We start from the raw sequence: 24234 nt of genomic DNA on the forward strand, positions 1-24234 counted from the left end.
CTCGCGCACAGACAAATAGCAAACATGGAGGCTCCGATGAAAAAGTTCCTACCTGTTCTTGCAGTGGCGTTGATCCCAGTTCTAACTATCGTGACGCCAGCATCTGCGTCAGTGAGTGCGATCGCGATCTCGCCGACATCGCAAGCCGTCGTATCAGGCAACTACGCTTCCTGGCAATGGGCTTGGAGCGGTACAGGCACTTATACCCCGTACTTCTACTATGGCGACGGCGCCTACCGCATATTCGGAGCACAGACTAACGGTGCAACCTATACAACTTCTCGGAGTTTCAACGTCTGCAGCGCAACTACCTTCTACCAGAAGGTAGTTGTTAGTTCATCAAGCGCTTCAGCTTCGACGAGCGTGAGCGCGGGGGCTAGCGGCTCTTGCTAACTATCCCCCGCAGGGCCCCGGAAAAGTCGGTTGGTAGGGCTGTGACCTGCAGATCTGCCGTGGTGGGGCCCGGCGTGGCGTGTGGGGCGGATGGGCCCGGAGGTTGAGATAAAGATTCTCAAGCCAGACATCTCGCGCTAGGTGTTCTGTGTCATGACGTTGGTAGCGCCATGTTTACTGTTCCGTGAACGATGGGTTCTGAGACCGCGCCGAGCTCGCGGGCGGTCATCAGATGCCGTGCATAGGCAATGCTGGTGAATCCCGCTAGCCTCACAAGCACGCAGCTCGACGTCTCTGGGGAGCGAATCTATGATTTCTCGAACACGTGGTCTCTCCGTGATCGCCCTTGTCGCGTTGGCCGTCAGTGGGTGTTCCGTGGAGGTTGAGCCTGGTCAGACCCCAGAGGCTTCCTCGGGAACGATCGACCTGGCAGTGGCCGAGACGTGCGACGAAGGGTCGGACCCGCAGTGCGTTCCGATAGACGGTCAGTACGTTACGAATCCGGAGACCTTTCGGACCGCAACCGTCGAAGATGTCGTTGTCGCCGAGCATGATGGGCACAGCGCAGTCGACCTGACGTTCGCTGCCGATGGGGAGGCTGTGTTGAAGTCGCTCACGCAGGAGGTCGCCCAAGCAGGAAGCGATGCGCGACTCGTCATGAAGATCGGCGATGAGATCCGGTCGGCTGTAGCCGTTCCAGAACCTGTCATCGGCAATGCCATGACGATCCCTATGTCGTCCACCGACAGCGCCCAGGACGCTGTCGACCTGATCCTCAACGACTGATCGACTTCTGCCCTCGCCCACCTCGAGCCCTACGCCGAAGCAGCGCACTGCCTCGTACCGCGTTCGATGGAGAGTCTGTTCGGCTCCATCCGTGAACGGTCGTGACGCTGTGTCGCTAACGTCATGACCCACAACACCAAGCGCTCCGGGGGCGTAACATGTTCAAAGTTACCGATTTCTGAACAACCCGGCCATCAATCACCCGTGCGGACGTCGACCATCGATCAGACGATGGTGAAGAGCGTCGCTCCAACCCCATACATGGCGAGGCCAGAGGACTCTTATGCACCTGAAAGACCTGCAGGGAATGGCTGAAAGTTGTCAAAACCACGGTGATGGCTTCGGCGCCTTCCGCACTACCTCGGCGATACTCGCGCTGGGCTGGCCCGACGACGTCACCGAACAATGGTTGTATGACCACCCGGATCACTTCATCCAAGACTATGGGCATATCGACCTGATGCACATTGGATGGACAGAAGAAGCCATCGGACTGCGTCAGTTCTTGAACATGCCCACAGGTGCATCTGAAAACGACTTGCTGGAATACAACGCTAAGAATCACGCATATCTCGTAGGAGTTCGCAACGCTGGCGTGCATATCGGTGTTCGCAAGAGTTGGGAGAACGACGGCACGTGGAAGCGGTCTCCCCTAGTCATCCAGCGCAACTTGGTTGAACCGGCGGCAACTGGACTGCAGGTGGTCGAAGGTCGGACTCGTGTAGGTGTGCTGCAAGGCCGCGCTGCGGAAGGGCTTTTTGTCGCTGAGCAACACCTAGCGTGGGTCGGGCGACTACGTTGCCCCACTTGACCGTCGACCTGCCGGACATCATGCGCAAGGCGCTCACGGGGGACCAAGGCTCAAAGAGGCTCTTCCGGTCTAGGGGGGGTAGTAGGTGGGGTCGCAGGAGTCCTAGGTGTTGTGGGTCATGACGTTGGCGACACACCGTCCGCTGTCCGTCGTCCGCGAATGACCGTTCATGGAAGGGCTGTTCGGCCCCATCCGTGAACGGTAGTTGGCGGACAGTGGACGCTGTGTCGCCAACGTCATGACCCACAACATCTAGGCCTGCTTCGTGGCGTAGACCTGTGCGATCCCGCTGAAATCGGGGTAGATCGAAGATCGCGTGAAGCCGAAGTTGTTCTGCAGCATTGCCAGGAGCACCGTCTTGACATCTGGGGGAACGACCACTCCGATCGCTTCGGGAAAGTTCGCACGCGGACGGCCTTGGTGTCATAGCGTCGTAGCAACAGTGCTGGTCGGCGAGGGGTACGGGTGTGGGGCGCAGGATGTTGACGATCGCTGATCGGGTTGAGATCTCCACGGGCCTCAAGGCGGGGTGGTCGATGCGCCGGATCGCCGCTCACATCGACCGTGCGCCGTCGGTCGTGTGCCGTGAGATTGTCCGGAACTCGACGAAGACGTTGGGGTACCGGTTGGTGACGGCGGACTGTCGGGCTGAGCGCAACCGTCGGCGCCCGCAGGTCGGCAAGGTCGCTGGTGACGAAGTGCTTCGGGCTCGGGTCTTGGCGGATCTGAAGCGCTCGAGGACGCCCCGGCAGATCGCAGGCCGGTTGCTTCTGGAAGCGGTCGGCCCCACCGTTGCGAGGGTGAGTCATTCCCCTGCTGCTGGCGGCGCCACGGCCAGTCATGAAGCGATCTACCGGTTCATCTACGCCCTGCCCAAGGGCGACCTCGCCAAGCACGCAGTGATGCTGCGCTCCAAGCGGATCGCTCGCCGGCCCCGCAAACCTGCAGGTGAACGGACCGGGCCGATCGTGGGGATGGTCCCCATCGACGACCGCGACGCCACGGTCGCTGACCGCCGGGTTCCCGGGCACTGGGAAGGTGACCTCGTCGTGGGGGCGTTCGGCCGCTCCGCGGTCGCAACGCTGGTCGAGCGCACCACCCGGTTCGTGGTGATCCTGGGCTTGCCCCAGGGCAAAACATCGGCCCCGTTGGCGGACCTGCTCATCGAGCACGCGAACTCCCTGCCGGCCATGATGCGCAAGTCGTTGACGTGGGACCAGGGCTCACAGATGGCCCGCCACGGCGCCCTCACACTGGCCACGACGATGCCCGTCTACTTCGCCCACCCCCGGTCCCCCTGGGAGCGCGGCACGAACGAGAACACCAACGGGCTCATTCGCGAGTACTTGCCCAAGGGCACCGTCATCACCGACCACCAGCCCTACCTCGACGCCATCGCCGAAGAGCTCAACGACAGACCCCGAGCAGCCCTGGGCTTCTACACCCCGCGAGAGAAATTCGAAGAGCTCCTCAACGCCACCATTGCTTCCACGCCTTGACACCAAGGGCCCCTGTCCGTGCTCATGACGGGTCCGCAGATCTTCTCAAGGGCATCATCCGAGTCCGCCATCCAGTTACCGGTCGAGGGCTGGGTGAAGTCACCGAGCTCCGACATGGACGATTCTGCCTCACTGACAGGGTGGCTGTGTAGGAGGAATGATCCCCGCTGAGCAGCGATTCGCGGGTCGATAGGCGGCGTGGAGTACATCAGTCTGGCCTTGTCCTTGCCCTTCGAGACAAGTTCCCTATAGCTATCGCGCTTCTGTGGATTGTTGATCCTACGGAACGACTCCCGTTGCAGCGCCAGCAGGATGCCGGTCTGGTCACGGACACTCTTGCCACCGACCATGGCATCGTCGTCGCAGAGAAACCACAGGGCAATGAGGGGGTCCCGGGTCACATCAATGAGACGCGTAGCTGCACCGTGGTGACGCATCTTGGCCAGAATCTCCCAGTCGCCCATGTGTTGAGCACCGTCGGCACCGATGATCCGAGCCTCGTTGATCATCGCCGTCTCATGCTTCACTACCTCAGCAGGTGTCATTCCGGCTCTGGCGGCCTTCGACTGGAGCCGCCAGCTGATGTCGGCCTGGCCACGCCATACCACGCCTCCGGTGGGGCCGATCAGAGCGATTCCGTTGATCGCGGTGAGAACGTCCCGAGCGGCCTGCACCTTCGTCTTCCTTCTCGCGCGCGGGATGCCGGCTTTCTTGATGGTGGTGGATTCGTACGTCATCCAGTCTGGCCAGGGATCTGTCATAGCCTGGATGCTCCCACGATCTGAGCGATTTAGAGGCGTTTCATGATTGAGAGGTGTTCTCAGCAGGACTTTCGCCGGGTGTCGTGTTGTAGGTGGAGCAGGTTGAGGGCTGCGGTGGTGATCTCGGTGATGTGTGTCGGGTCTAGCCTCGATCTTTCATCGGGCTCATGAGGTGGGTCGTTTGGGCGTCAGGGCGCCTGCTCGGGTGTGATTCTGCCTTGTGGGTATGACAGATGGTCCCGTGTCGTCGGGTTGGGCGCCGGTTCCAGGTCCGGGTGGTCGCGCGGGGGTCGTTGAGTCAAGGGTGTGCTGGCGCTCAGCCGGGTGCGGGTCGGGCTCGCAGGGCTTGGACTGCTTGAGCGGCCAGCGCTGCCCAGGGCGCTCGGTTGGAGAGGCGGAGCCAGGTGCGCCGGCCGGTGCGGGCGATGACGGCGGGGATGGTGAACAGGCGTAGGCGCAGGCGTTTGGGTTCCCAGCGGCGGGCCTGGTGGTCGGTGAGGGCGAGCATGCCCATCCAGGCCAGGAGGTCATTGGCGAGGGCGACGATCGCGCACCAGATCTGATTCTGGGCGAAGGCCTTGAGGGGGAGGTTGCGCAGACCGGTGTCCTTGGCGATGCGGATGCGGTCTTCACATCTGGCGCGGCGGCGGTGGCGCAGCTCGAGGTCAGCGAGCTGACCGGCGGGCGTGTTCGTCACGAACGCGGTGATGCGCATCCCGTCAACGTCCTCGAAGCGCAGCTGGGCCCCGGGGTGGGGTCGTTCCTTGCGAACGATGACGCGCATGCCTGCCGGCCAGGCGGTCAGGTCCATCAGGTCGGTGAGCTCAGCGATCCAGGCGCCGTCACGGACCTCGTCGTGAGCGTCCAGGGCCGGGGCCCAGACGGTCTCGGGGATGCGGGCCAGCAGGTCGGGGGTGTTGCCAGGCAGCGTGAACCCGACCGAGTAGCCCAGGCGGTGGGTCGTGAGCCATTCGATGAGGGTTTTGGTTCCGCCTGCGCCGTCGGTGCGGACCAGGATCTTCTTACTGCCCCGCGTCCGCCCGCCATGACCAGGGAGCTGAGCCAGAGCATCTCGGAGAACCGCGATGTGATCGGCGGCGGTGTTCGACCCGGCATTGCCCGGCCGCAGCATGATCGCCAGCGGTTCCCCGGTCCCGGCGCCGCCGTGGTCGACGAACGCGCACAGGGGATGGAACCCGAACCCGCGCTTGAACGTCGGCGCCGCGTTCTCCTTCTCCGAATGCGCCGTGACCAGCGTCGCGTCGAGGTCGATGACCAGAGGGTCCACCGCGCTGGCGCCCGCGTCGGGGGCGCGCTCACCAGCCAGGCGCCAGGCCGCCGAACGGGCCGCAGCTCGGGCGGTGTTGATCGCCGCCAACGCTGCCGGGGCATCAGCGGCCAACGCCGCGATCGTGCGCGAAACCGTCGGATCCGAGGCGACCGCGCCATAGACACCGGGCTCGGCGCGCAGCACCGCGACGTCCGCCAACGCGTCCCCACCCAACGCCAGGGCGACCGCCAGGTCCACGATCACCTTGCCCGGGTCGTGGAACGCCGTCGGCTTACGCCACCGCGCCAAGCCCGTCGACAACGCCCGATCCAGACCCGTCGCCCGGACCGTCTCGGTCAACAGCACCCCACCAGCCTGACCAACCGCGGACGTCGCCGACGTGACGATGTTCAGACGGGGATACGCGACGGTAGTCTTCACCTTGAAGGTGCTCCTCGAACTAGTCAGAATCGGTCCTCAACAAACCGTATTCTTCCAGGTCAGGAGCACTTTCTTGCGTCATGACACCTACTGAGACCCACCCCGCCATGAAAGCCCGAGGCTAGGGTGACCAGACGTAGGGCTCGCCAGGCGTTCTTGATCAGGGCGTTGGCGCGTTCGGAGACCAGGCGTAGTGAGGTCAGAGTCTTGTCGTGGGTCACGTTGTGAAGGTGGGCGTTCTTCTTCGGCCGCAGCGGGTGCTAGATGTTCTGTGTCATGAGGTTGGTGACACGATGTCCGCTGTCCACGGACAACAAGTTGCAAACCCTCTCGCGTGTCCTGGCCTCAGGCGGGGTGGGTGTCGTGGGTGAGGTGGCGGTAGATGGTGCCGCGGGAGACGCCGAACGTGTCCGCGATCTGCTGCACGGTGTAGGTCTTCTCCTCATACATCGCCCGGGCCTGGCGCGCCTTGGTCGCGGTCATCTTGACCCGGCCACCACCCACGCGCCCTCGAGCACGAGCTGCTGCCAGGCCGTCTTGGGTGCGCTCGACGATCAGGTCGTGCTCGAACTCGGCGATCGCCGCGAGCATGTGGAAGAACAACCGCCCACCAGGAGTCGTCGTGTCGATCCCCTGCGACAAAGCCTTGAGCCCAACACCTCGGAGCTCCAGGCCGTCGGCGACCTCTTTGAGGTTGCGCACCGAGCGACCCAGCCGGTCGAGCTTGGTCACCACAAGGGTGTCGCCACCACGCAGATACGCCAGAGCATCATCCAGTGCGGGTCGCTTCGCCAAGACACCCGAAGCGTGTTCGACGAAAACCTTCTCGCACCCACCAGCACGCAGCTGGTCCAGCTGACCGTCCAGAATCTGATCCCGGGTCGAGACGCGTGCGTATCCGATCGAAGCCATCCCACGACTGTACCGTGAACGTGCCTCACGGCACATAGGTCTCGGACACGACCCATGGAACACGACACGCCGATCCGAAGCCCGAGCGGCGGGAATGTCTCGTGAACGGTCATTCACGGACGGTGGGCGTAGCCAAGCCAACGTCATGACACAGAACACCTAGGCCCCAGGGCACGACGCCAACTGCAGCCAGCCACAGACCTGGTGCCAGCGAGACGCAAAGGATCCCTGCCGCCGCGGCGAGGGCGCTCGCCCGAACCGGTCGATCACCCGTCTGCCGAAGAGTCGACCGACTGCCATGAACAGCCCGAAGCCCGAGTAGACGATCGCGTCGATCGACTCGCTGAGACCGAAGCCGTCGACGACGATGAGCGGCAGCCAGTCACTGGCGGACCCTTCCGCCAGCGCCATGCCCAGGATGATCGCTTCGAGAGCGACAAGCCTTGCATCGACCCACAGCCAACGCCGCGCACGCCCCGCGCCAGGCAACGGGGCGGCGAGCCTGCGGAAGGCAACCGTGCCAGCTCGTCAGGTCGCCGGGGTCGTAGCGTTCCAGGATCTCGTGTAGACATCGCCCGGAGGCACTGTTCTGACGACGGCGTTGACCGACCAGGCACCGTGACGAGCAGATCGTCCATGAGCCCCGAGAGTTCGTCGGACGGAAGGTAGCGCCGACACAGCAGCTCATAGATAACCTTGTCGCGAGCGAGCTCGTGGGCGGCGAATCGCGTGATGATCTCCTCACAATTTCAGGTCCGATCACAAATATGGGAACCCAAGCGGTAGCTGCGGGCACTTAACAGGTGTGACACGTACTCCTCCTCCCACAGTCCTCGCACCCCTGCCGGTCCGCGATTCTCTAGAGTCGAGTGTGATGCCTGACGAATCTGCTCCGGGTCCGATGCAGGTCCAAACTGATGTCGAGCTCTGGCGAGCGGTCATCGATGGCGACTCTGACTCCTTCGCGATCATCTACGACCGGCACTGTGATGCAGCCCACCGCTACCTGGCGCGTCGTGTCTCATCGCGCGAGCTGTCCGAGGATCTTCTGTCGATCGTCTTCCTAGAAGCCTGGCGTTCCCGCGCTACTGCGCGCCTCGACTCGGGAAGTGCTCGGCCATGGATCTTAGGAATCGCTCGGATGACGCTCCGGCGCAAGGCGCGTTCGGAAATCAGGCGTCGCCGCGCGATGGATCGCGTCCCGCAGGAACCGCCGCAGCCTGATCACGCGGACGATGTCATCGAAGTGCTCGATCGACGCGCCGAGGCGACCCGGGTCCAGGCAGCGTTCAGAGCACTCCGGCAGGCGGACCAGGACGTCATCGAGACGTGTCTGTGGCAGGGCCTCGACTACGTGTCGGCCGCCACCGTTTTGAACATCCCTGTTGGCACGGTCAAGAGCAGACTCTCTCGCGCCCGCGCACGACTCATTGCACGACTCGACGAACTGGACAAGGAGCAACGATGACTATCCGCCATGACAACGGACCCGCCGTCAGCCCGCTTAGCGATAGCCGCCGAGCCGCGGTACGCAGCGAGCTGCTCAGGGCGATCGGCAACTCACCCGACCCGCGCTCGTCCAGAGCGCGCGCAGCTCTAGTCACCGCAGCGCTCGCGACGGTTGTAGCGGCAGCCCTCGTTGCCGGCCCTTCCCTACTTGCAGGGAACGAACCTGCAAGCAGTCCGATCGTTCTTGCCGCAGCCGAAGGGCGAATCCCGTTGTCAACCGCGCCGTGCTCGGGCCCGCAGGTCGCCGACGCGTCGCAGCTCCGCGGCGCTACCTACCTGATCAACGACTCGCCCATAGCGCTCAGCGAGGTGTGGGCAAGCATCGACGAGTGCCCCGTCGCCCTGCCATTGGCGACCTTCGTCGAGGCGACCGGCAACGAGGACGACTCCGTACTGACGCTCTGGGGACCGGACGCCAAAGCCGGGGTCGCCAGCGTCGAGGCGTTCGAAGGCGCCTACACGACCGTTCTGCCGGGCTCTCGAACCGACGCCTGGGTCGTCGAGTTCCCTTGGGGCGCCTGGGTGCAGTGGTCGGACGACACCGGCGACTACATACTTACCGCATCGGGTATCGAAGCAGACACGGCGACCGCGGCTGCCGCCGCATACTCCGAAACGAGGAGTCAAGAATCGATTCACGCAATCCTGCCTGACCTCCAGCTCGTGCCCGCAGCCGAACTGCCGGCGCGCAACACAAGATGGACGGCCGTCTACGGCAACTCCGACCCGAGACCGGGAGATGACACTCCCTGGTTGAGTCTCGAAGTGACAGCGGGCGAACTCCCCGCAACCGCACTGGCAAGCCTCCAGCCGATCCCCGCAACCGGCCTCACACTCCGCGAGCCAACGACGAGCGACGTACACACAGGGGACAACGGTGGATTCCGATACGCACGATGGACCACAGCAACGGGAGCCCATGTCCAGCTCATCGGGAACCTCACAATCGACGAACTCCGCGGCCTCGCCATGCAGGTCCAAGCCGTCCTGCCCGCCGACCCGAGGATCGACGGGAAGCAAATCCTGTCTCCGCCGGCTACCGTCCAGACACTCTAGCTACGCCAGGCAAACGGGGCTTGACCCCTGATCGTGGACACGCAGGTGGTTTCACGCGGCGAGAGCCAGCGTAGTTGTGTGGTGGGCGTTCTCGTAGTCGGCGGGGCTGAGGTAGGCGCAGGTCGAGTGCCGTCGGCGAGTGTTGTAGCGGATGATCCACGCGAAGACCTCGAGGCGTGCTGTCGCTGCGTCAGGCCAGCCGTGAGCGCCGGCGAGGGTCTCGCGTTTGAGGGAGGCGTTGAACGACTCGGCCCTCGCGTTGTCTGCGCTCGTGCCGACCTTGCCCATTGAGCGTTGGACGCCCAGGGGTTCACATAACGTGGCGTAGTCCTTGGATGCATACTGGGCGCCGTGGTCGCTGTGGAAGATCGCGCCGGCCAGCGTGCCGCGCTGGCGAGCAGCGGCCAGGAGAGCGTCGGCGACCAGGTCGGTGCGCATGTGGTCAGCGATCGACCACCCGAACAGGCGGCGTGAGAAGCAGTCGATGACGGTGGCCAGGTAGAGGAAACCGTCATCGGCGCAGGGCAGGTAGGTGATGTCCCCGACGTACCGGGTGTTCGGCCCGGTCGCGGTGAAGTCGCGTTCGAGCAGGTCAGGGACGAGCTGGTCGTCCGGTGCGCTGATCGTGGTGCGCACCCGCCGGCGCAGCCTGGTCCCTGCGATGGCGCGGGCGCGCATCATGCGGGCCACGCGCTTGTGATTGACCCGCTCGTGCGCACCTGCTCCGTCGTTGAGCTCGGCAGTGATCCGCGGGGCCCCGTAGGCGCCGTCCCTGGCGTGCACGGCCGCGACCCGCGCCGCCAGGTCCGCGTCCGCTCGGGCACATTCCTGGCGCGCCGGGGCAGCTTTGGACCAGGCGTAGAACGACGAACGTGAGACCTCCACGACCTCGCACAACCGCAACACCCGCGAAGGTGTCTTGGTGGTCGGCAACGAACTCCGAAGCGGCTCACCAGTTCGTCTCCCCGGCGAAATACTTCGCCGCCGCGCGCAGAATATCCCGTTCGGTGTTCAGCTTGCGCTCAGAATCTTCCAGATCCCTCACGCGTGCCCGCAGCCGAGCCAGCTCCTGCTCCTGCTCCGGAGTTTCATCGCCAGGCGGGGCCGGCGTGCGCGAGCGGGACTACCCGCGGATTGCTACCCCCGCGGCCTTCAACCAGTTCGACAGGGTCGTGTCCATGATCCCCAGATCCGCCGCGATCCCTGCGACCGTCGCCGTGGGCGTCGACCGATACAGCTCGACAGCGTCGCGCCGGAACTCCTCTGAGTACGTCTTCCTTGCCATGATCAGATCTTCTCGCTTCCTCCAGGCAGAGCCCGAATTCAGCGTGTCCACGATCAGGGGTCAAGGCCCGACCACGACGCACACTCGAAGGAAACACCCCCGCACACGCCCTCGAGCAACTACTGTCGAACCCACCGAAACCCCTCATTGCGACGACCCTTTGAGACCGCCCATGGGCCGCAGGACGTCTCATGTCGGCTCTTCGGACTTCCGGTGGGGGTGGCGACGCGCCGGCGAGCGTGGTGCTGGGTGATGTAGGTCGAGGTCCCCGAGGATCAGTAGCGACCAAGCAACCTGTTCTGAACGAGGACCTCGACCTACATCACCCAGCAACCCGTCTCACCGGCGCGTCGCCACTCCCACCGCATCTGCGAAGAGCCTGTTGTGCCGAAGTGTCGCGATCCGCCAGGGCGTCAACCAGAACGCTGCGACACCAGTCACGAGGAGCCCGACGCTTAGCCTCCAGGAGGCCATGGGGTCAGGGCCGTGGGCAGTGAACTCCCACCACCAATATGTGCCTCCTGAAGAGTCGTATCCCCAGTAGATCAAGATGCACAGTACGAGGCACGGCCCCACCCAACAGAACCGCCAGCCCAGCAAACGCCCTGAGAGCAAGGCCAGGCCGAACCAGGCGATGAGTGCTCGGGCGGTTGTCGGCACCGTTGCGGAGCCAGACGCAAAAGCGCTAGCGCCAATCATTAGAGTGCTCCCGCCGAGGAACAACAAGGTGAGTCCCCTGACCTCCATGCGGCGCAGAGCGTGTCCGGCAGCGTCCTCAAGCGCGGCCAGCTGGCTCGTCAGAACCAGCGCCGGGAGCATTCCCGGCGCGACAGACAGGAGCCTCGAGAAAGAGATTGTGGTACCGCCTGCAGATGCGCTTGGCGCGCCGACTTCCACCCCACCGAAGAATGCGGCCAGAAGGCAGACGGCGGTCACCAGCCCTATGAGCGTCGGCACATGACGCGTTCGGGCAAAGACTATTGTCTCGCGAAGCCCCGAGGCGATCTTGGAACTACGAGGCACTGCAATATGTGGTGGTCGTGCTCCGAATTACCTCGGCTACCCATATGGCCTGCTCCGCGTCGTCGAGCTCACGGGCAACCTGCTGCCCCTTAGCCCAGGCGCTCTGGAGCTCGTCGGGGGCATCGGTCGTATAGTCCTGGGCGCCTCCACCCGCAAGGCGGTACTCCAGCCACGCATACACCTGCTCTATTCCTGATTCTGGGTCGATCGGATCGTCCACTTTGCAAGTGGCGAAGACGCTAGAAGTGATAGCTGAGGCGACTCCTTGGGCCAAAGCCCAACGGCTTCCTTCAGAGATGTCGAACTCCGGGTCGAAGGTGCCAGCGACTTCCCGCTCGATCCCATCTTCGCCCCACACCGTTGAGCTCGACAGCGAGTAGTCCACGATTCTGGTAGGCAAATCGAGGTCCAACGGCAGCGTCGCAACCCGCGCATCGACCTCCTCCACAAGAGAGACGTACTTCTGGTGCTCCGGCCACAGGCAGTACGTGATGGTCCGGTCGATACACAGGGGTGCAGCCACAGGCGCACGGGGCGCGAGTACCGTGGTGTTCAGCATGGTAGTCACGACTAGAGCGAGCATCACCGCGACTGCGGCCAGCCCCTGACGATGCTTCTGTGCGACGGCCTTGGCCGGCAACATGCACACAGCCAGGCAGAAAATCGCCAGGACGACCAGGCGCAGGGTGACCACACCAAGTTCAATGGTGACCCACGGGGGGCCAGATACAGGGTTGGCCTGGGTGGGAGGCCCAATCAGGGAGATGAATATAAACCAACTGAAGAAGGCGGTGGCGGCCGCGAACGCGGGACCCATCACTCTTCCGACCGCCCATCCCCACGCGGCAGCCATCACCACAAGAAAGAGTCCCAGTAGCGTGTACCCAGCGTAGAAATCCAGTCCCGGGGCACCCTCCCTAGCAGTGACCACAGCTGCTGCCGTTACGACGACGGCGTACGCAAGGAGTAACCAAACCAGACTGGCGGAAAACCGCAGTGCCTCGAGGAGTGCTGGTCGTCGCACCGTCGCAGCCGTCTGCTCGCGCACTCGGAAAGCGTCCGTACGGGCGCAAGCCCACGCAGACAGGCCTGCGGCGAACAGGCTGAGGAAGAATGCCGACGCCACAACAACCGCGCCCGCCTCAGGCCAGATACCGATCCAGAACGTATTGCGCTGAAAGATGATGACGACACCGAGGACGGCGAGTGGGAGGACAGCCCAGCGAGTGAAGCTCGTTCGCAGGTGAAGGAGGGCAAGTCTCATGCGACGCGATCTCCTTGGGCTAGCAGGCTGATGTAACCCCGTTCGATACTGGTGTTGCCTGGCCCACCATCATCCTTGGTCTTGAGCTCTTTCGTCGTTCCGGTGAAGATGATCGATCCCTTGTCCATCACGATCACCCGGTCGCAGACGGCGTCGACGTCGTCCGTCAGGTGGGTGCTCAAAAGCACCGCAGTCCCTGTGAGTCCACGGAGAAGGTTGCGAAAATCGATCCGCTGTTCCGGATCGAGCCCGACAGTCGGTTCGTCGAGCAGTGCGATCGCGGGACGGCCGACGATCGCCCATGCAATCCCGGCTCTCTGGCGCATACCGCCGGAGAGTCGTCCCATCTTCTCTCGCGCACGGTCGGCGAGGCCAACATAGGAAAGCGCCTCGTTGGTGTCCTCCGTTCGCTCTGCCCTCGGAACGCCTCGGACCCACGCGCCGTAGAAGACAAAGTCGAAGACGCTCATCGCTGGGTCGTAGCCGAAGCCCTGAGGCAGGTATCCCAATGATCGCCGCGCCGCGCGCGCAAGTCTCTCCGAGTGGACGTCCTGACCGCAGATTTCCAGACGTCCGCCCCGCAGGGGCTGCACCGTAGCGAGCGTCCGAAGAAGAGTGGTCTTGCCCGCTCCGTTTGGTCCGAGCAACGCGATCGTCCCCGCCTCCAGGCGGATCGAAACGTCGGCGAGTACAGACGTGTGCCCGTACCCCTGTGAAACATGTTCGGCGATCAACAACCTGAGCCTCGGATCTGTCGGTTCGTTGAGAGGAGGGGCTGAGATGGCGTCAGTCGACCACGCCATAGTGGCTCATCGCAAACGAGGGTGTAGCTGGGTGGGCGCGTCGTTGCGGGATGAGGGTCGAGGTCTTCCGATGATGGAGGTTCCTACGCCGCCCACCTGAAAGACCTCGACGTGTCTGACGCTACCTTCACGCGCCCCGATCTGACCACATTCTGCCGTCTTGACGAGCTGGGCCTGGAGGCGATCGGGCAGCGCCTGGAGCCTGATCGGGCTGTCTTGGCGTGCCGGATCACCGAGCCGGACAACTGGTGCCGGCGGTGCGGGTGCGAGGGGATCTTTCGAGACAGTGTCACTCGTGAGCTCGCGCACGAACCTCTGGGTTGGCGGCCGACCACGCTCGTGCTCACGGTGCGCCGCTACCAGTGCACGGGCTGCTCTCATGTGTGGCGCCAAGACACCAACGCCGCGGCCGAGCCGCGTTCGAAGATCTCCCGCCGCGGCCTGCGCTGGGCGCTGGAAGGCCTGGTCCTCCAGCACCTCACGGTGGCCCGGATCGCCGAAGGCCTCGCGGTCGCTTGGAACACCGCCAACGCGGCCGTCTTGGCAGAAGGTCGCCGTCGCTTGATCGCCGACCCCCGCCGTTTTGAGACGGTGACGACGATCGGGGTTGATGAGCACGTCTGGCGCCACACCCGCCACGGCGACAAATACGTGACCGTCATCATTGATCTCACCCCGATCCGGGGCGGGACCGGCCCCTCCCGGCTCCTGGACATGGTCGCCGGCCGCTCCAAGCAGGTCTTCAAGACCTGGCTCTCTGGCCGCCCCCAGGACTGGCGCGACGGGGTCGAAGTGGTCGCGATGGATGGGTTCACCGGCTTCAAGACCGCCGCCGCCGAAGAGCTCCCCCAGGCGGTCGCGGTGATGGATCCGTTCCACGTCGTCCGTCTCGCCGGGGACGCCTTGGACCGTTGCCGGCGCCGCGTTCAGCACGACCTGCACGGCCACCGCGGCCGCCGAGACGACCCGCTCTACCGCGCCCGCCGGACCTTGCACACCGGCGCCAGTCTCCTCACCCAGAAGCAGACTGCCCGGATCGCGGCACTGTTCGCCAGTGACGAGCATGTTCAGGTTGAGGCGACCTGGGGCATCTACCAGGCGATGGTCACCGCCTACCGCGAACCCGACCGCGCCAGAGGCAAAGCCCTGATGGAAACCCTGATCACCTCGGTCACCTCCGGCGTTCCGGCCGCCCTGACCGAGATCATCACCCTCGGTCGAACACTCAAGAAACGAGCCATCGACGTCCTGGCCTACTTCGACCGCCCCGGCACCAGCAACGGACCTACCGAAGCCATCAACGGCCGTCTCGAGCACCTGCGCGGCTCGGCCCTCGGCTTCCGGAACCTGACGAACTACATCGCCAGATCGCTGCTCGAAGCCGGCGGCTTCAGACCGCTCCTACACTCTGGATTGCGATGAGCCGCCTTACTCCCCGGCGGCGAGGGCCCCGGCCCACATGGAATCGTCGGCAAAGGTCGTCTCTGAGACGACCAGTCGGTGGGGTGCGACGCGTGCCGCGTACGGGCCGTCGACGGGAATGATGACGATCGACGAGAGCCCAGCATCCTTCCCGCTCAATGATCTGCTCGCGAGAATGGTGCGTCGTGGTGGACGCCCCTGGCCGAGGACCTCAGTGTTGATCCGTTGCCGTGTCGCGTTCGACCACTCTCGTAGGGCAGGCATGTCGAGCCCGTCCATGCCGAGGACCGCCTGCCACGGCGGTGCGTTGCTCGTGTGCTCACCACGCGCTGCAGCGCGCCAGAGCGTCGACCACGCGGCCTCGAGACCAGCGGAGTCGGGACGGGTGGATGTTCCAGTCGGTGGACGGGGCGACGGGGGTTCCAGGTCAGGAGGGCCGTCGAGGTCCCAAGCCGCTCGGACGAACAACAGCCGGACCAACGTGCCCGGAACGTCGAGCTCCATCGCACCATCATCCCTCGCTCGGAGGCCACGACATCAAGTCGGCCTCGGTAGGTATTCGGAACACGAAAAGGAGGGCCAGGAGAGCATTCCATCATGGTGCTGTTGACCTATACGTGATCTTGGGTACTCTACTCATGGTCGGGCATGGTTTGACGCGGGATCTGGTGAAAATTTCCTTGCTGCTCGCCGCCCATCTTACGAACAGGGGGCTTTGTGGTCTCATTCGAGAACGATATCTTGTGGCATGTCTATCCGTTGGGATTCACCGGTGCTCCGGTGCATACCGCGCACGACGCTCGGCCGCGGCTGGGCCATCTGGAGGCGTGGCTCGACTACGCCGTCGAGCTCGGTGTCTCAGGTCTTGTCCTCGGCCCGGTCTTCGCGTCCGAGACTCACGGCTACGACAGCATCGACCAGTACCGGATCGACCCGCGTCTGGGTGACGACGCCAATTTCGACACGTTCGTCTCCGCTTGCAAGGAGCGAGGGCTCCGGCTCGTGCTCGACGGGGTGTTCAATCACGTCGGAGCCGGCCACCCATGGTTGGGTCGCGCGCTGAGCGAAGGTCCAGCCGGGGAATACGCTGACTTCTTCCGCATCGACTGGTCCGATCCGAGCAAGCCTCTCCTCGGAGACTTCGAGGGCCATGCATCGCTCGTCGCGCTCAATCATGACTCTCCCGCTGTCGCGGAGTACGTCATCGACGTCATGACGAGGTGGCTCGCCCGCGGTGTCGACGGGTGGCGGCTCGACGCCGCCTATGCGGTGCCCTCACGGTTCTGGGCCGAGGTGCTGCCTGCCGTCCGTGCTGTGCACCCCGAGGCGTGGTTCCTCGGTGAGGTCATCCACGGCGACTATGCGACGATCGCCGCCGACACAGGCATCGACTCGATCACGCAGTACGAGCTGTGGAAAGCGCTCTGGAGCAGTCTTGCCGACCGCAACTACTTCGAGCTCGACTGGACGCTCGCTCGGCACAGCGAGTTCGCGAGCACCCAGCTACCAGCCACCTTTGTCGGCAACCACGACGTAACACGCATCGCGACGTCAGCCGGACCCCACGGGGGCGTCCTCGCGCTGGTCGTGCTCATGACCGTAGCCGGGATCCCGTCCATCTACTACGGGGACGAGCAGGCGTTCACCGGCACCAAGGAGGACCGCGCAGGCGGAGACGACGCCGTCCGTCCCGCGATGCCGCAGTCTCCCGCGGACCTCGCTCCTTGGGGAGCTGAGATGCTCCGCACCCACCAGCAGCTGATCGGTCTCCGCCGTCGCAACCCGTGGCTCGTCCGCTCGACGACCACGACCACCCACCTCAGCAACACTCGCTACGCCTACACAGCACGCCCGGCCACGGGCCCCGGGGCGCTGCACGTCGAGCTCGACATCACCGACGGACATCACGCCCTCGTGAGAGACGACGCCGGCACCGTGGTCTTCTCCTACGACGGCTGACCCCTGCACCAGCCTCGGAGTGAACAGGTCTCGCACCGTTCGCACCGCCTCTGACGGGACCGACCGCCCCGCTATCGCGCTCCACCATGAGCGGTGGCGTCTTGCGGAGTGCGACCTGGTGGGCGGGGCTGGAAGGCATCGGGGTCGACCGATGGTGCCGTTGGTGGTCGCGGTGACCATCAATGAATGATGATGGGGGGAGATCGTGAGGGGAATCGCGGAGGCGTTTCGCCGGTACTCAGACCTGTTGTGCCAAAGCGATATTCGACGATCGTTCTGGGCGGCACTGGCGGGAAAATTCCAGCCCGGTATGTATGGTTTGAGTCTATTTCTTGTTCTCTCGAGCCACTTTGACTACGGCGAGGCTGCCTTGGTTTCTTCGGGTGCGGCACTAGGGTCGATGACCACGCCGCTGCGTGGCCGGATGCTGGATCGTTTCGGATATGGCCCGGTACTGTGGCCCTTGCTTGCTCTGCACCTTGCAGGCTTGGGAGTGCTCTTGGGAGCAGTCGAGAAGGCGCTCTCGCTACCTGTGCTGTTCAGCCTGACCGTGTTCGTCTCGATGGTGATGCCGCCTGTCGGAACAGTGACGCGCGTCATGTGGCAAGCTCGGACGAGTGGTGACTCACGCACCACCGCTCTCGCACTGGACGCGATCTTGGCCGACCTCGGATTCATGGTCGGTCCGATACTTGCTGTTGTCATCGCTCACGCAGTTCACCCGAGCGCGAGTCTCATCGTTTGCGGTGGACTGATGGCTGTTTCCGTACCGCTAGCGCTACGCGGTGCGGTCAGGGGCTCATCCTTGCGCCCTCGTGAGCGTGGCCATTGGGCCGGGCCATTGCAGCGAGCGGCTGCGCGCCGAATATTTGCTACGGCAATGTTCTTCTTCTTCGGCGTGAGCTCGGTAGAGATCGTGCTGGCGTCATATGGTTCGGGCGAGGAGGTCACTGTGGCTGGCGGGGTGCTGCTCGGTATCGTTGCTGGCGCTAGCATGATTGGGGGATTTATTCTCGGCGGCGTTTCTTCGTGTCTCACAAAGAATCTGATGCGTCCCGAGGTCGTTTTGGGTGCGATTTCCTGTGCGGTGTTGATCCTTGCAGGTGCTTTGGCGCTCGTGCCAGATCTTGCCTATGTGGCTTGCGTCATTGTAGGAATTTTTCTCGGCCCTTGCTTCGCGGCGATCTACGGCGCGGCCGGGGATATCGCGACCGTGGGCGAAGAGTCGGAAACTCAATCGTGGGTAGCCAGCTCCATGATGGTCGGAGGGGCGTTGGGCACCGCTGTCGGTGGATGGGGTGTGCAGCAGTATGGACTTGCCGCGACCGTGATGATGGCGGGGGTCGCGATGATGCTCGGTGCGATGGCTGGGCATTTTTCCCCGCGATCGCGCGCATGATCTGAGAGGGTCACCGCAAAACGGGCTCATCATAATCGAGGTGAAGTTGGGTTCTGAAGCCGCCGGTCTCGAGGGGGTCTCTGGTGATGTTGTTGGTGAGGTCGCGGAAGTCCAGGGCGGAGCCGCGTAGGTGTTCGAGTCGTCCGTTGATCGCCTTGGTGGGTCCGTTGGATGTGCTGGGATGGTCTAAGTGGGTCGGGACGCATGACGTATTTTGGATGGTCTTCAACATGGCAAGAAGATGCGAGAATCGCTAGCGGCCTCGGAGAACGTGGAGTATGTGCCTCCTTTCAAAGGATCGTAGCCGGACGGCGGCGCCGTATTATTTTTGCCATCTCTTGTCTCTTGAGCCATCAAGTTCGTTCATGCATCGCTTTCAGTGGTGAAGCATTTAATTTTCGCCGCCCGGACAGCCACTACCGAAGCCATGACAAGTGACACGATTGTCAAGACGAGCCAAGCGCCAAGCAGAGATACGTACACGACCGGAAGAATCTGAAAGAAGAATTGAAAAGATCGCGATTCCTGCTCCAGTCATCGGCGTTAGTGCCCTCCTGGCCGCCGCATGTCCTGAGCGCCAAGCGGTGTCGCTTTTCATGAGAGCCGGTAGTTGAATGCCCGCGACGGAACTTCTCTCACCACGTGATGCCTGGATAGCGATCATAAGAAATGTGGTATCTAGCAGTGTGGGCAGCACGGAGCGCGCAAAGATCGCTCCCCAATCAGGGCTAGTCACTGAAAATCACTCCTTCTTTTTATAGAACAAACACCTGCGGATCAGCCTCAGAAGTGCAACGATCTGACTCTTCGCAATCCAGGGTGTGGTCCCGAAGGGCGGCTGATGAGACTGCTCTCGAGTGCTGGTGTGCCCTGATTGGTAGATTTGAATGGGTGGAGACTTGTCTAGTTGTTGTGGGTCATGACGTTGGTGACATGCCGGGTGGTGGGGCAGGGCTCCGGAAAGGTCGGTGTGTAGGGCTGTGACCTGGAGTTTTGTGGTGGTATGACCGGCGTGGCGTGTGGGGCGGATGGGGCCCGTGGGCTGAGATGGAAGTTCTGACGCTCACCCTCTCGCGCAAGGACCCCATCCGCTCGTGTCATCTTCCCAGATCACCCCTGCCTCCGGTCGTCATCTCGACCATGACCTTCTCGGCGTGTTGGGCCAGGTCCCTGATCCTCGTGACCGGCGCGGGATGCGTTACCCGTTGGCTGGCCTCTTGGCGGTCGCGGTGTGCGCGGTCCTGGCTGGTGCCCGGTCGTTCACTGCGATCGGGGAATGGGCCCTGGACCTGAACGTGGAGCAGCTGGACCGCCTCGGGCTGGAGCGTGCTCCGGTGGAGTCCACGATGCGCAAGCTGTTCGCCCGCCTGGACGCTGACGTACTGGACCGTCACCTCGCGGTGCTCACCTGGTGCAGGACCGCTCAGGTCGGGGGCCGTCGGGTGATCGCGATCGACGGCAAGACGGTGCGCGGGGCGAGGACCGCCGGCGCCACAGCACCGCATCTGATTGCCGCCCTGGATCACACCACCGGCGTCGTTCTGGGGCAGAACGCCGTGCCTGTGAAGTCGAACGAGATCCCCGCCGTCCGGGACCTCCTGGCCGGTTTCGATCCCTCTGACCTGCACGGATGCGTCATCACTGTTGATGCGATGCATACGCTGGACGAGACCGCGAAGACGATCGTGGCGGCGGGCGCGGACTACGTCTTCACCGTCAAAGGCAACCAGCCCCTGCTGTTGAAAGCCCTGAAGACGCTGCCCTGGCACGCCGTCCCCGTCGGTGCCACCAGCACCAAGGCCGGGCACGGTCGCCAAGCCAGACGGACCATCAAGGTCATCGACATCCCAACCCTGCCGGGCTGGCCCGAGTTCACCGGCATCGCCCAGGTCGCTCAGCTGCGACGCACCGTGACCCGAGCAGGGAAGAAGACCATCGAGGTCGTCTACCTCATCACCTCCGCGACCCATCAGGACGCACCACCCGACGTGCTGGCCGCCTGGATCCAGGGGCACTGGGGCATCGAGAACCGCCTGCACTGGGTCCGTGACGTCACCTTCGACGAGGACCACTCCCAAGTCCGCACCGCAGGCGCCCCGCGCGTCATGGCCACGCTCCGCAACACAGCCATCAGCATCCTGCGCCTAGCCGGCTGGACCAGCATCGCCACCGCCCTACGCCACCACGCCCGCAACCCCGACAAAGCCATCACATGCGCCCTGACCTGCTAAGACGCGACCTTTCCGGGGCCCTGCCCTGGTGCTCGACGGGGTGTTCAATCACGTCGGAGCCGGCCACCCATGGTTGGGTCGCGCGCTGAGCGAAGGTCCAGCCGGGGAATACGCTGACTTCTTCCGCATCGACTGGTCCGATCCGAGCAAGCCTCTCCTCGGAGACTTCGAGGGCCATGCATCGCTCGTCGCGCTCAATCATGACTCTCCCGCTGTCGCGGAGTACGTCATCGACGTCATGACGAGGTGGCTCGCCCGCGGTGTCGACGGGTGGCGGCTCGACGCCGCCTATGCGGTGCCCTCACGGTTCTGGGCCGAGGTGCTGCCTGCCGTCCGTGCTGTGCACCCCGAGGCGTGGTTCCTCGGTGAGGTCATCCACGGCGACTATGCGACGATCGCCGCCGACACAGGCATCGACTCGATCACGCAGTACGAGCTGTGGAAAGCGCTCTGGAGCAGTCTTGCCGACCGCAACTACTTCGAGCTCGACTGGACGCTCGCTCGGCACAGCGAGTTCGCGAGCACCCAGCTACCAGCCACCTTTGTCGGCAACCACGACGTAACACGCATCGCGACGTCAGCCGGACCCCACGGGGGCGTCCTCGCGCTGGTCGTGCTCATGACCGTAGCCGGGATCCCGTCCATCTACTACGGGGACGAGCAGGCGTTCACCGGCACCAAGGAGGACCGCGCAGGCGGAGACGACGCCGTCCGTCCCGCGATGCCGCAGTCTCCCGCGGACCTCGCTCCTTGGGGAGCTGAGATGCTCCGCACCCACCAGCAGCTGATCGGTCTCCGCCGTCGCAACCCGTGGCTCGTCCGCTCGACGACCACGACCACCCACCTCAGCAACACTCGCTACGCCTACACAGCACGCCCGGCCACGGGCCCCGGGGCGCTGCACGTCGAGCTCGACATCACCGACGGACATCACGCCCTCGTGAGAGACGACGCCGGCACCGTGCTCTTCTCCTACGACGGCTGACCCCGGTACCAGCCTCTGATCGGTCAGCGGCTTCACGCCCAGCTCGCGACCTGGATCCACTACGCAGGTGCGCGGCGGCGAGCGTGTTCGGATCGACCACCACCAGTCGGCCGTTTCGCCAGCCCTGGGCTGTGCACGCCGACGGCCATGAGTCCTTCGACCTGCCGCTTGAGGGAGCCGCGCCAGGTCGCCACCGGCTACGGCGCAGCCGGTGCGACTCGTGCCGTCTTTCGGTGCGGCAGGCGGGTGAGAGATTCGAGACCATTGTCCCCGCAAGGTTTCACTGATCGACGGCCCGCGGACCGGGGTGCGTGCTGGCCGCGCGGACCGTGAGGTCCACGTGACCCAGGCTGTGCAGGGCCTGGCGCAGCTCTTCCGAGGCACGGATGCGGATCGTGTCGGCCGCGATGAGGGTTGCGGTCCGGTCCAGCGTGAGGGTTGCCTGGGCGTTGAGTCGATGGCCGCTCCAGCGCAGCCGCACGTCGTGAACGTCTTCAACACCTTCGACGTGCTCGAAGGCGTGTTGGGCGCGCTCAGTGAGGGCAGGGTCGACGCCGTCCAGCAGGCGGCGCCCCACGTCGCGGGCGGTGCTCCAGAGCAGGGTGAGGATCGCTGCGGTGATGAGCAGGCCGATGATCGGGTCCGCCTGGGGGAAGCCGGCCCAGACGCCTGCCACGCCCAGGACCACGGCGAGGGAGGTGAAACCGTCGGCGCGGGCATGCATCCCGTCCGCGACCAGAGCGGCAGAGCCAATCCGACGACCAGTGCGGATCCGATAGAGGGCAACGGCTTCGTTTCCGGCGAACCCGATAACACCGGCGGCGAGCACCCACCCGAGGTTGGTCAGGGGCGTGGGGTCGGCGAGGCGGCGGACGGATTCCACACCAGCCACGATCGCGGACAGGGCGATCATCGCGACGATGAACAGGCCCGCCAGGTCCTCGGCTCGTCCGAACCCGTGGGTGTAGCTCCGGGTGGCGGCGCGACGGCTGAGTGCGAACGCGACCCACAGCGGCACAGCAGTCAACGCATCCGAGAAATTGTGGATCGTGTCGGCGAGCAGAGCCACGGACCCGCTGATCGCGACGATCCCCAGCTGCGCCACGGCCGTGGTGCCCAGGACGACGAGACTGATCTTGACCGTGCGGATGCCCTGAGCGCTGGCTTCCAGCGCGTCGTCGATCGAGTCGGCGGCATCGTGGCTGTGTGGGACGAAGACCTCGTGCAGCCAACCCCGGAATCCGGCGGGGTGGTCGTGGGCTTCCGGGTGGTCGTGCGCTGGGTGCCGATGAACGGTGACCTGACTGTCACGGTGGTCAGCCTGGGGGGTCACGCGGGGTCCTGGGGATGGTGGTGGCGGGGGTGATTGTCGACGGCATGCTCTGCCTGGAAGATCGCGTCGCTGACCAGCTGGCGGGCATGTTCGGCCGCCAGGGCGTAGAACACCCGGTTGCCGTCCTGGCGTGTGCTGACAATGCGGGCCAGCCGGAGCTTGGCTAGGTGCTGAGACACCGCGGTCGGGGACTTGCCGACCGCTTCGGCCAGCTCGCCGACGGACAGCTCCCCCTCACAGAGCGCGAGGACGATCCGGACCCGGGTCGCGTCGGCGAGCATCGCGAAGACCTCGACCGCCAGGTCGATGTAGGGCGAGTCGGGCGAGAGTCCACACATTCTCGTATCTTCACGCATGCGAATATGGTTGCACACTCGTCGGGAAGTGGTGAAGGTCGGTCAACGTGCCGCCGTCATGGGGTGGTTTCGAAGTCGGGTACCGGCCGGTGGTCGGCTTCTTCGGTGGTTGTGGCGGACCCGTTCTTCTCGATGTCGTCGATGAGCCAGTCCATCTCCGCGATCTCGCGGCGCTGAGCCTCGATGATCTCGTCGGCGAGCTCGCGGACACGGACGTCGTCGATGTCGGCGCGCTCGCTGGTCAGGATCGCGATGGAGTGGTGGGGGATCATGCCCTTCATGTACGCGCGATCGTCGACGAAGGACTGCGACCTCGACAGCCACAGTGTGGCCCCGCCCATGACGAGAGCCCCGACCAGGATCGCGGCGTTGAGCTTGTTGTTCTTGTACATCATCGAGGCCATGAAACCGAGCATGATGATCGTCATCGCCGAACCCATGAGCAGGGCCATGTAGACGCGTTCCTCGCTCCAACGCACGTGCGCCAGGGCGAAGGTGTTGGTGTATGTCAGGGCGAACATGACCATGGTCGAGGTCGCGATCATGGCGCCGAACCGCAGGTACATCCTCCGGGAGCTTCCGGTGCCCTGGTGGCCGTGCTGGGGCTGCTGCGGCCGCGCGTTGTCCCTGTCTCGCGGGTGTCCTGCTGGCAGCATCTCGGTCGTCTTCATCGCGAGCCTCCGTCGTCGGTGGTTTGAGCGGCTGCGAGAGCGAGGCTTGTGCAGACCGCAAAGAG

General features: G+C 64.2%; 20 protein-coding genes and 1 pseudogene. 10 read left to right on the forward strand and 11 right to left on the reverse strand.

The window, feature by feature from the left end; translation table 11 throughout:
- Positions 1-729 precede the first annotated feature (729 nt).
- The 3 genes from ATL42_RS01015 to ATL42_RS01025 all read left to right on the forward strand — a co-directional run bounded on the left by ATL42_RS01015 (position 730) and on the right by ATL42_RS01025 (position 3489).
- The gene (locus ATL42_RS01015) at positions 730-1179 is read left to right on the forward strand and encodes a hypothetical protein (RefSeq protein WP_098453760.1); all 450 of its coding nucleotides are present in this window, start codon (positions 730-732) and stop codon (positions 1177-1179) included.
- A 283-nt stretch (positions 1180-1462) separates the two neighbouring features.
- Positions 1463-1990 (forward strand): hypothetical protein, encoded by a 528-nt coding sequence (locus ATL42_RS01020; RefSeq protein ID WP_098453761.1) that lies wholly within the window; start codon positions 1463-1465, stop codon positions 1988-1990.
- 479 nt (positions 1991-2469) lie between these two features.
- Positions 2470-3489, forward strand: a complete 1020-nt coding sequence (locus ATL42_RS01025) for an IS30 family transposase (protein ID WP_245861934.1) — start codon at positions 2470-2472, stop codon at positions 3487-3489.
- Here ATL42_RS01025 and ATL42_RS01030 read toward each other — a convergent pair.
- The 4 genes from ATL42_RS01030 to ATL42_RS01045 all read right to left on the reverse strand — a co-directional run bounded on the left by ATL42_RS01030 (position 3429) and on the right by ATL42_RS01045 (position 7284).
- Entirely contained in the window at positions 3429-4250 is an 822-nt protein-coding gene (locus ATL42_RS01030) for an FRG domain-containing protein (protein WP_098453763.1), read from the reverse strand. The two genes, ATL42_RS01025 and ATL42_RS01030, sit on opposite strands and share 61 nt — an antisense overlap.
- A gap of 316 nt (positions 4251-4566) precedes the next feature.
- Positions 4567-5961 carry an IS1380 family transposase gene (locus tag ATL42_RS01035; protein ID WP_098453764.1) on the reverse strand — a complete coding sequence of 465 codons (1395 nt, stop codon included), beginning with the start codon at positions 5959-5961 and terminating at the stop codon, positions 4567-4569.
- 345 nt (positions 5962-6306) lie between these two features.
- Positions 6307-6873: a recombinase family protein gene (locus ATL42_RS01040; RefSeq protein ID WP_098453765.1), complete on the reverse strand. Its 567-nt coding sequence runs from the start codon at positions 6871-6873 to the stop codon at positions 6307-6309.
- Between the two features lie 159 nt (positions 6874-7032).
- Positions 7033-7284, reverse strand: coding sequence for a hypothetical protein (locus ATL42_RS01045; protein WP_098453766.1), 252 nt, complete (start codon positions 7282-7284; stop codon positions 7033-7035).
- A 463-nt stretch (positions 7285-7747) separates the two neighbouring features.
- On the opposite strand from ATL42_RS01045, the gene ATL42_RS01050 reads away from it, so the two are divergent.
- Positions 7748-8341, forward strand: coding sequence for an RNA polymerase sigma factor (locus ATL42_RS01050; RefSeq protein ID WP_098453767.1), 594 nt, complete (start codon positions 7748-7750; stop codon positions 8339-8341).
- 251 nt (positions 8342-8592) lie between these two features.
- The gene (locus ATL42_RS01055) at positions 8593-9438 is read left to right on the forward strand and encodes a hypothetical protein (protein ID WP_098453768.1); all 846 of its coding nucleotides are present in this window, start codon (positions 8593-8595) and stop codon (positions 9436-9438) included.
- A 51-nt stretch (positions 9439-9489) separates the two neighbouring features.
- Here the strand turns inward: ATL42_RS01055 and ATL42_RS01060 are convergent.
- The 3 genes and pseudogenes from ATL42_RS01060 to ATL42_RS01075 form a co-directional block, all read right to left on the reverse strand.
- Positions 9490-10723, reverse strand: a pseudogene (locus tag ATL42_RS01060) (IS3 family transposase).
- A 1012-nt stretch (positions 10724-11735) separates the two neighbouring features.
- Positions 11736-13010, reverse strand: coding sequence for a hypothetical protein (locus ATL42_RS01070; protein WP_098453770.1), 1275 nt, complete (start codon positions 13008-13010; stop codon positions 11736-11738).
- Positions 13007-13813, reverse strand: coding sequence for an ATP-binding cassette domain-containing protein (locus ATL42_RS01075; protein WP_098453771.1), 807 nt, complete (start codon positions 13811-13813; stop codon positions 13007-13009). The genes ATL42_RS01070 and ATL42_RS01075 overlap by 4 nt, the downstream gene beginning before the upstream one ends.
- Positions 13814-13924: 111 nt before the next feature.
- On the opposite strand from ATL42_RS01075, the gene ATL42_RS01080 reads away from it, so the two are divergent.
- On the forward strand, positions 13925-15235 hold the full coding sequence (locus ATL42_RS01080) for an ISL3 family transposase (protein ID WP_098453752.1): 1311 nt from the start codon (positions 13925-13927) through the stop codon (positions 15233-15235).
- Positions 15236-15241: 6 nt separating this feature from the next.
- Here the strand turns inward: ATL42_RS01080 and ATL42_RS01085 are convergent, their stop codons facing one another.
- A complete protein-coding gene (locus ATL42_RS01085; RefSeq protein WP_098453772.1) occupies positions 15242-15739 on the reverse strand; it encodes a hypothetical protein in 498 nt (165 codons plus the stop codon).
- 276 nt (positions 15740-16015) lie between these two features.
- Here ATL42_RS01085 and ATL42_RS01090 point away from each other — a divergent pair, with 276 nt between their 5' ends.
- From ATL42_RS01090 to ATL42_RS01110, 4 genes are all read left to right on the forward strand, one after another.
- The gene (locus ATL42_RS01090; protein WP_245861937.1) at positions 16016-17194 is read left to right on the forward strand and encodes an alpha-amylase family glycosyl hydrolase; all 1179 of its coding nucleotides are present in this window, start codon (positions 16016-16018) and stop codon (positions 17192-17194) included.
- Positions 17195-17399: 205 nt separating this feature from the next.
- Complete coding sequence (locus tag ATL42_RS01095) at positions 17400-18593, forward strand: MFS transporter (protein WP_143556666.1); 1194 nt, start codon at positions 17400-17402, stop codon at positions 18591-18593.
- A gap of 1154 nt (positions 18594-19747) precedes the next feature.
- Positions 19748-20824, forward strand: a complete 1077-nt coding sequence (locus ATL42_RS01105) for an ISAs1 family transposase (RefSeq protein WP_281254311.1) — start codon at positions 19748-19750, stop codon at positions 20822-20824.
- Positions 20825-20852: 28 nt separating this feature from the next.
- On the forward strand, positions 20853-21809 hold the full coding sequence (locus tag ATL42_RS01110) for an alpha-amylase family glycosyl hydrolase (protein WP_281254257.1): 957 nt from the start codon (positions 20853-20855) through the stop codon (positions 21807-21809).
- Between the two features lie 280 nt (positions 21810-22089).
- Here the strand turns inward: ATL42_RS01110 and ATL42_RS01115 are convergent, their stop codons facing one another.
- The 3 genes from ATL42_RS01115 to ATL42_RS01125 form a co-directional block, all read right to left on the reverse strand.
- Entirely contained in the window at positions 22090-23142 is a 1053-nt protein-coding gene (locus tag ATL42_RS01115; protein WP_098453776.1) for a cation diffusion facilitator family transporter, read from the reverse strand.
- On the reverse strand, positions 23139-23480 hold the full coding sequence (locus ATL42_RS01120) for an ArsR/SmtB family transcription factor (RefSeq protein WP_245861945.1): 342 nt from the start codon (positions 23478-23480) through the stop codon (positions 23139-23141). Before ATL42_RS01120 ends, ATL42_RS01115 begins: the two co-directional genes overlap by 4 nt.
- 74 nt (positions 23481-23554) lie before the next feature.
- Complete coding sequence (locus tag ATL42_RS01125; RefSeq protein WP_245861948.1) at positions 23555-24169, reverse strand: DUF305 domain-containing protein; 615 nt, start codon at positions 24167-24169, stop codon at positions 23555-23557.
- Positions 24170-24234 lie beyond the last annotated feature (65 nt).

This window comes from Sanguibacter antarcticus (genome assembly GCF_002564005.1).
GTDB classification, from domain to species: domain Bacteria; phylum Actinomycetota; class Actinomycetes; order Actinomycetales; family Cellulomonadaceae; genus Sanguibacter; species Sanguibacter antarcticus.

Bases quoted from the DNA above. Each gene is read 5' to 3' on its own strand.
- ATL42_RS01030 (WP_098453763.1), bottom strand. From the start codon at position 4,250: ATGACAGATCCCTGGCCAGACTGGATGACGTACGAATCCACCACCATC.
- ATL42_RS01025 (WP_245861934.1), top strand. From the start codon at position 2,470: ATGTTGACGATCGCTGATCGGGTTGAGATCTCCACGGGCCTCAAGGCG.
- ATL42_RS01120 (WP_245861945.1), bottom strand. From the start codon at position 23,480: ATGTGTGGACTCTCGCCCGACTCGCCCTACATCGACCTGGCGGTCGAG.
- ATL42_RS01050 (WP_098453767.1), top strand. From the start codon at position 7,748: ATGCCTGACGAATCTGCTCCGGGTCCGATGCAGGTCCAAACTGATGTC.
- ATL42_RS01040 (WP_098453765.1), bottom strand. From the start codon at position 6,873: ATGGCTTCGATCGGATACGCACGCGTCTCGACCCGGGATCAGATTCTG.
- ATL42_RS01085 (WP_098453772.1), bottom strand. From the start codon at position 15,739: ATGGAGCTCGACGTTCCGGGCACGTTGGTCCGGCTGTTGTTCGTCCGA.
- ATL42_RS01045 (WP_098453766.1), bottom strand. From the start codon at position 7,284: ATGGCGCTGGCGGAAGGGTCCGCCAGTGACTGGCTGCCGCTCATCGTC.
- ATL42_RS01125 (WP_245861948.1), bottom strand. From the start codon at position 24,169: ATGAAGACGACCGAGATGCTGCCAGCAGGACACCCGCGAGACAGGGAC.
- ATL42_RS01020 (WP_098453761.1), top strand. From the start codon at position 1,463: ATGCACCTGAAAGACCTGCAGGGAATGGCTGAAAGTTGTCAAAACCAC.
- ATL42_RS01070 (WP_098453770.1), bottom strand. From the start codon at position 13,010: ATGAGACTTGCCCTCCTTCACCTGCGAACGAGCTTCACTCGCTGGGCT.
- ATL42_RS01075 (WP_098453771.1), bottom strand. From the start codon at position 13,813: ATGGCGTGGTCGACTGACGCCATCTCAGCCCCTCCTCTCAACGAACCG.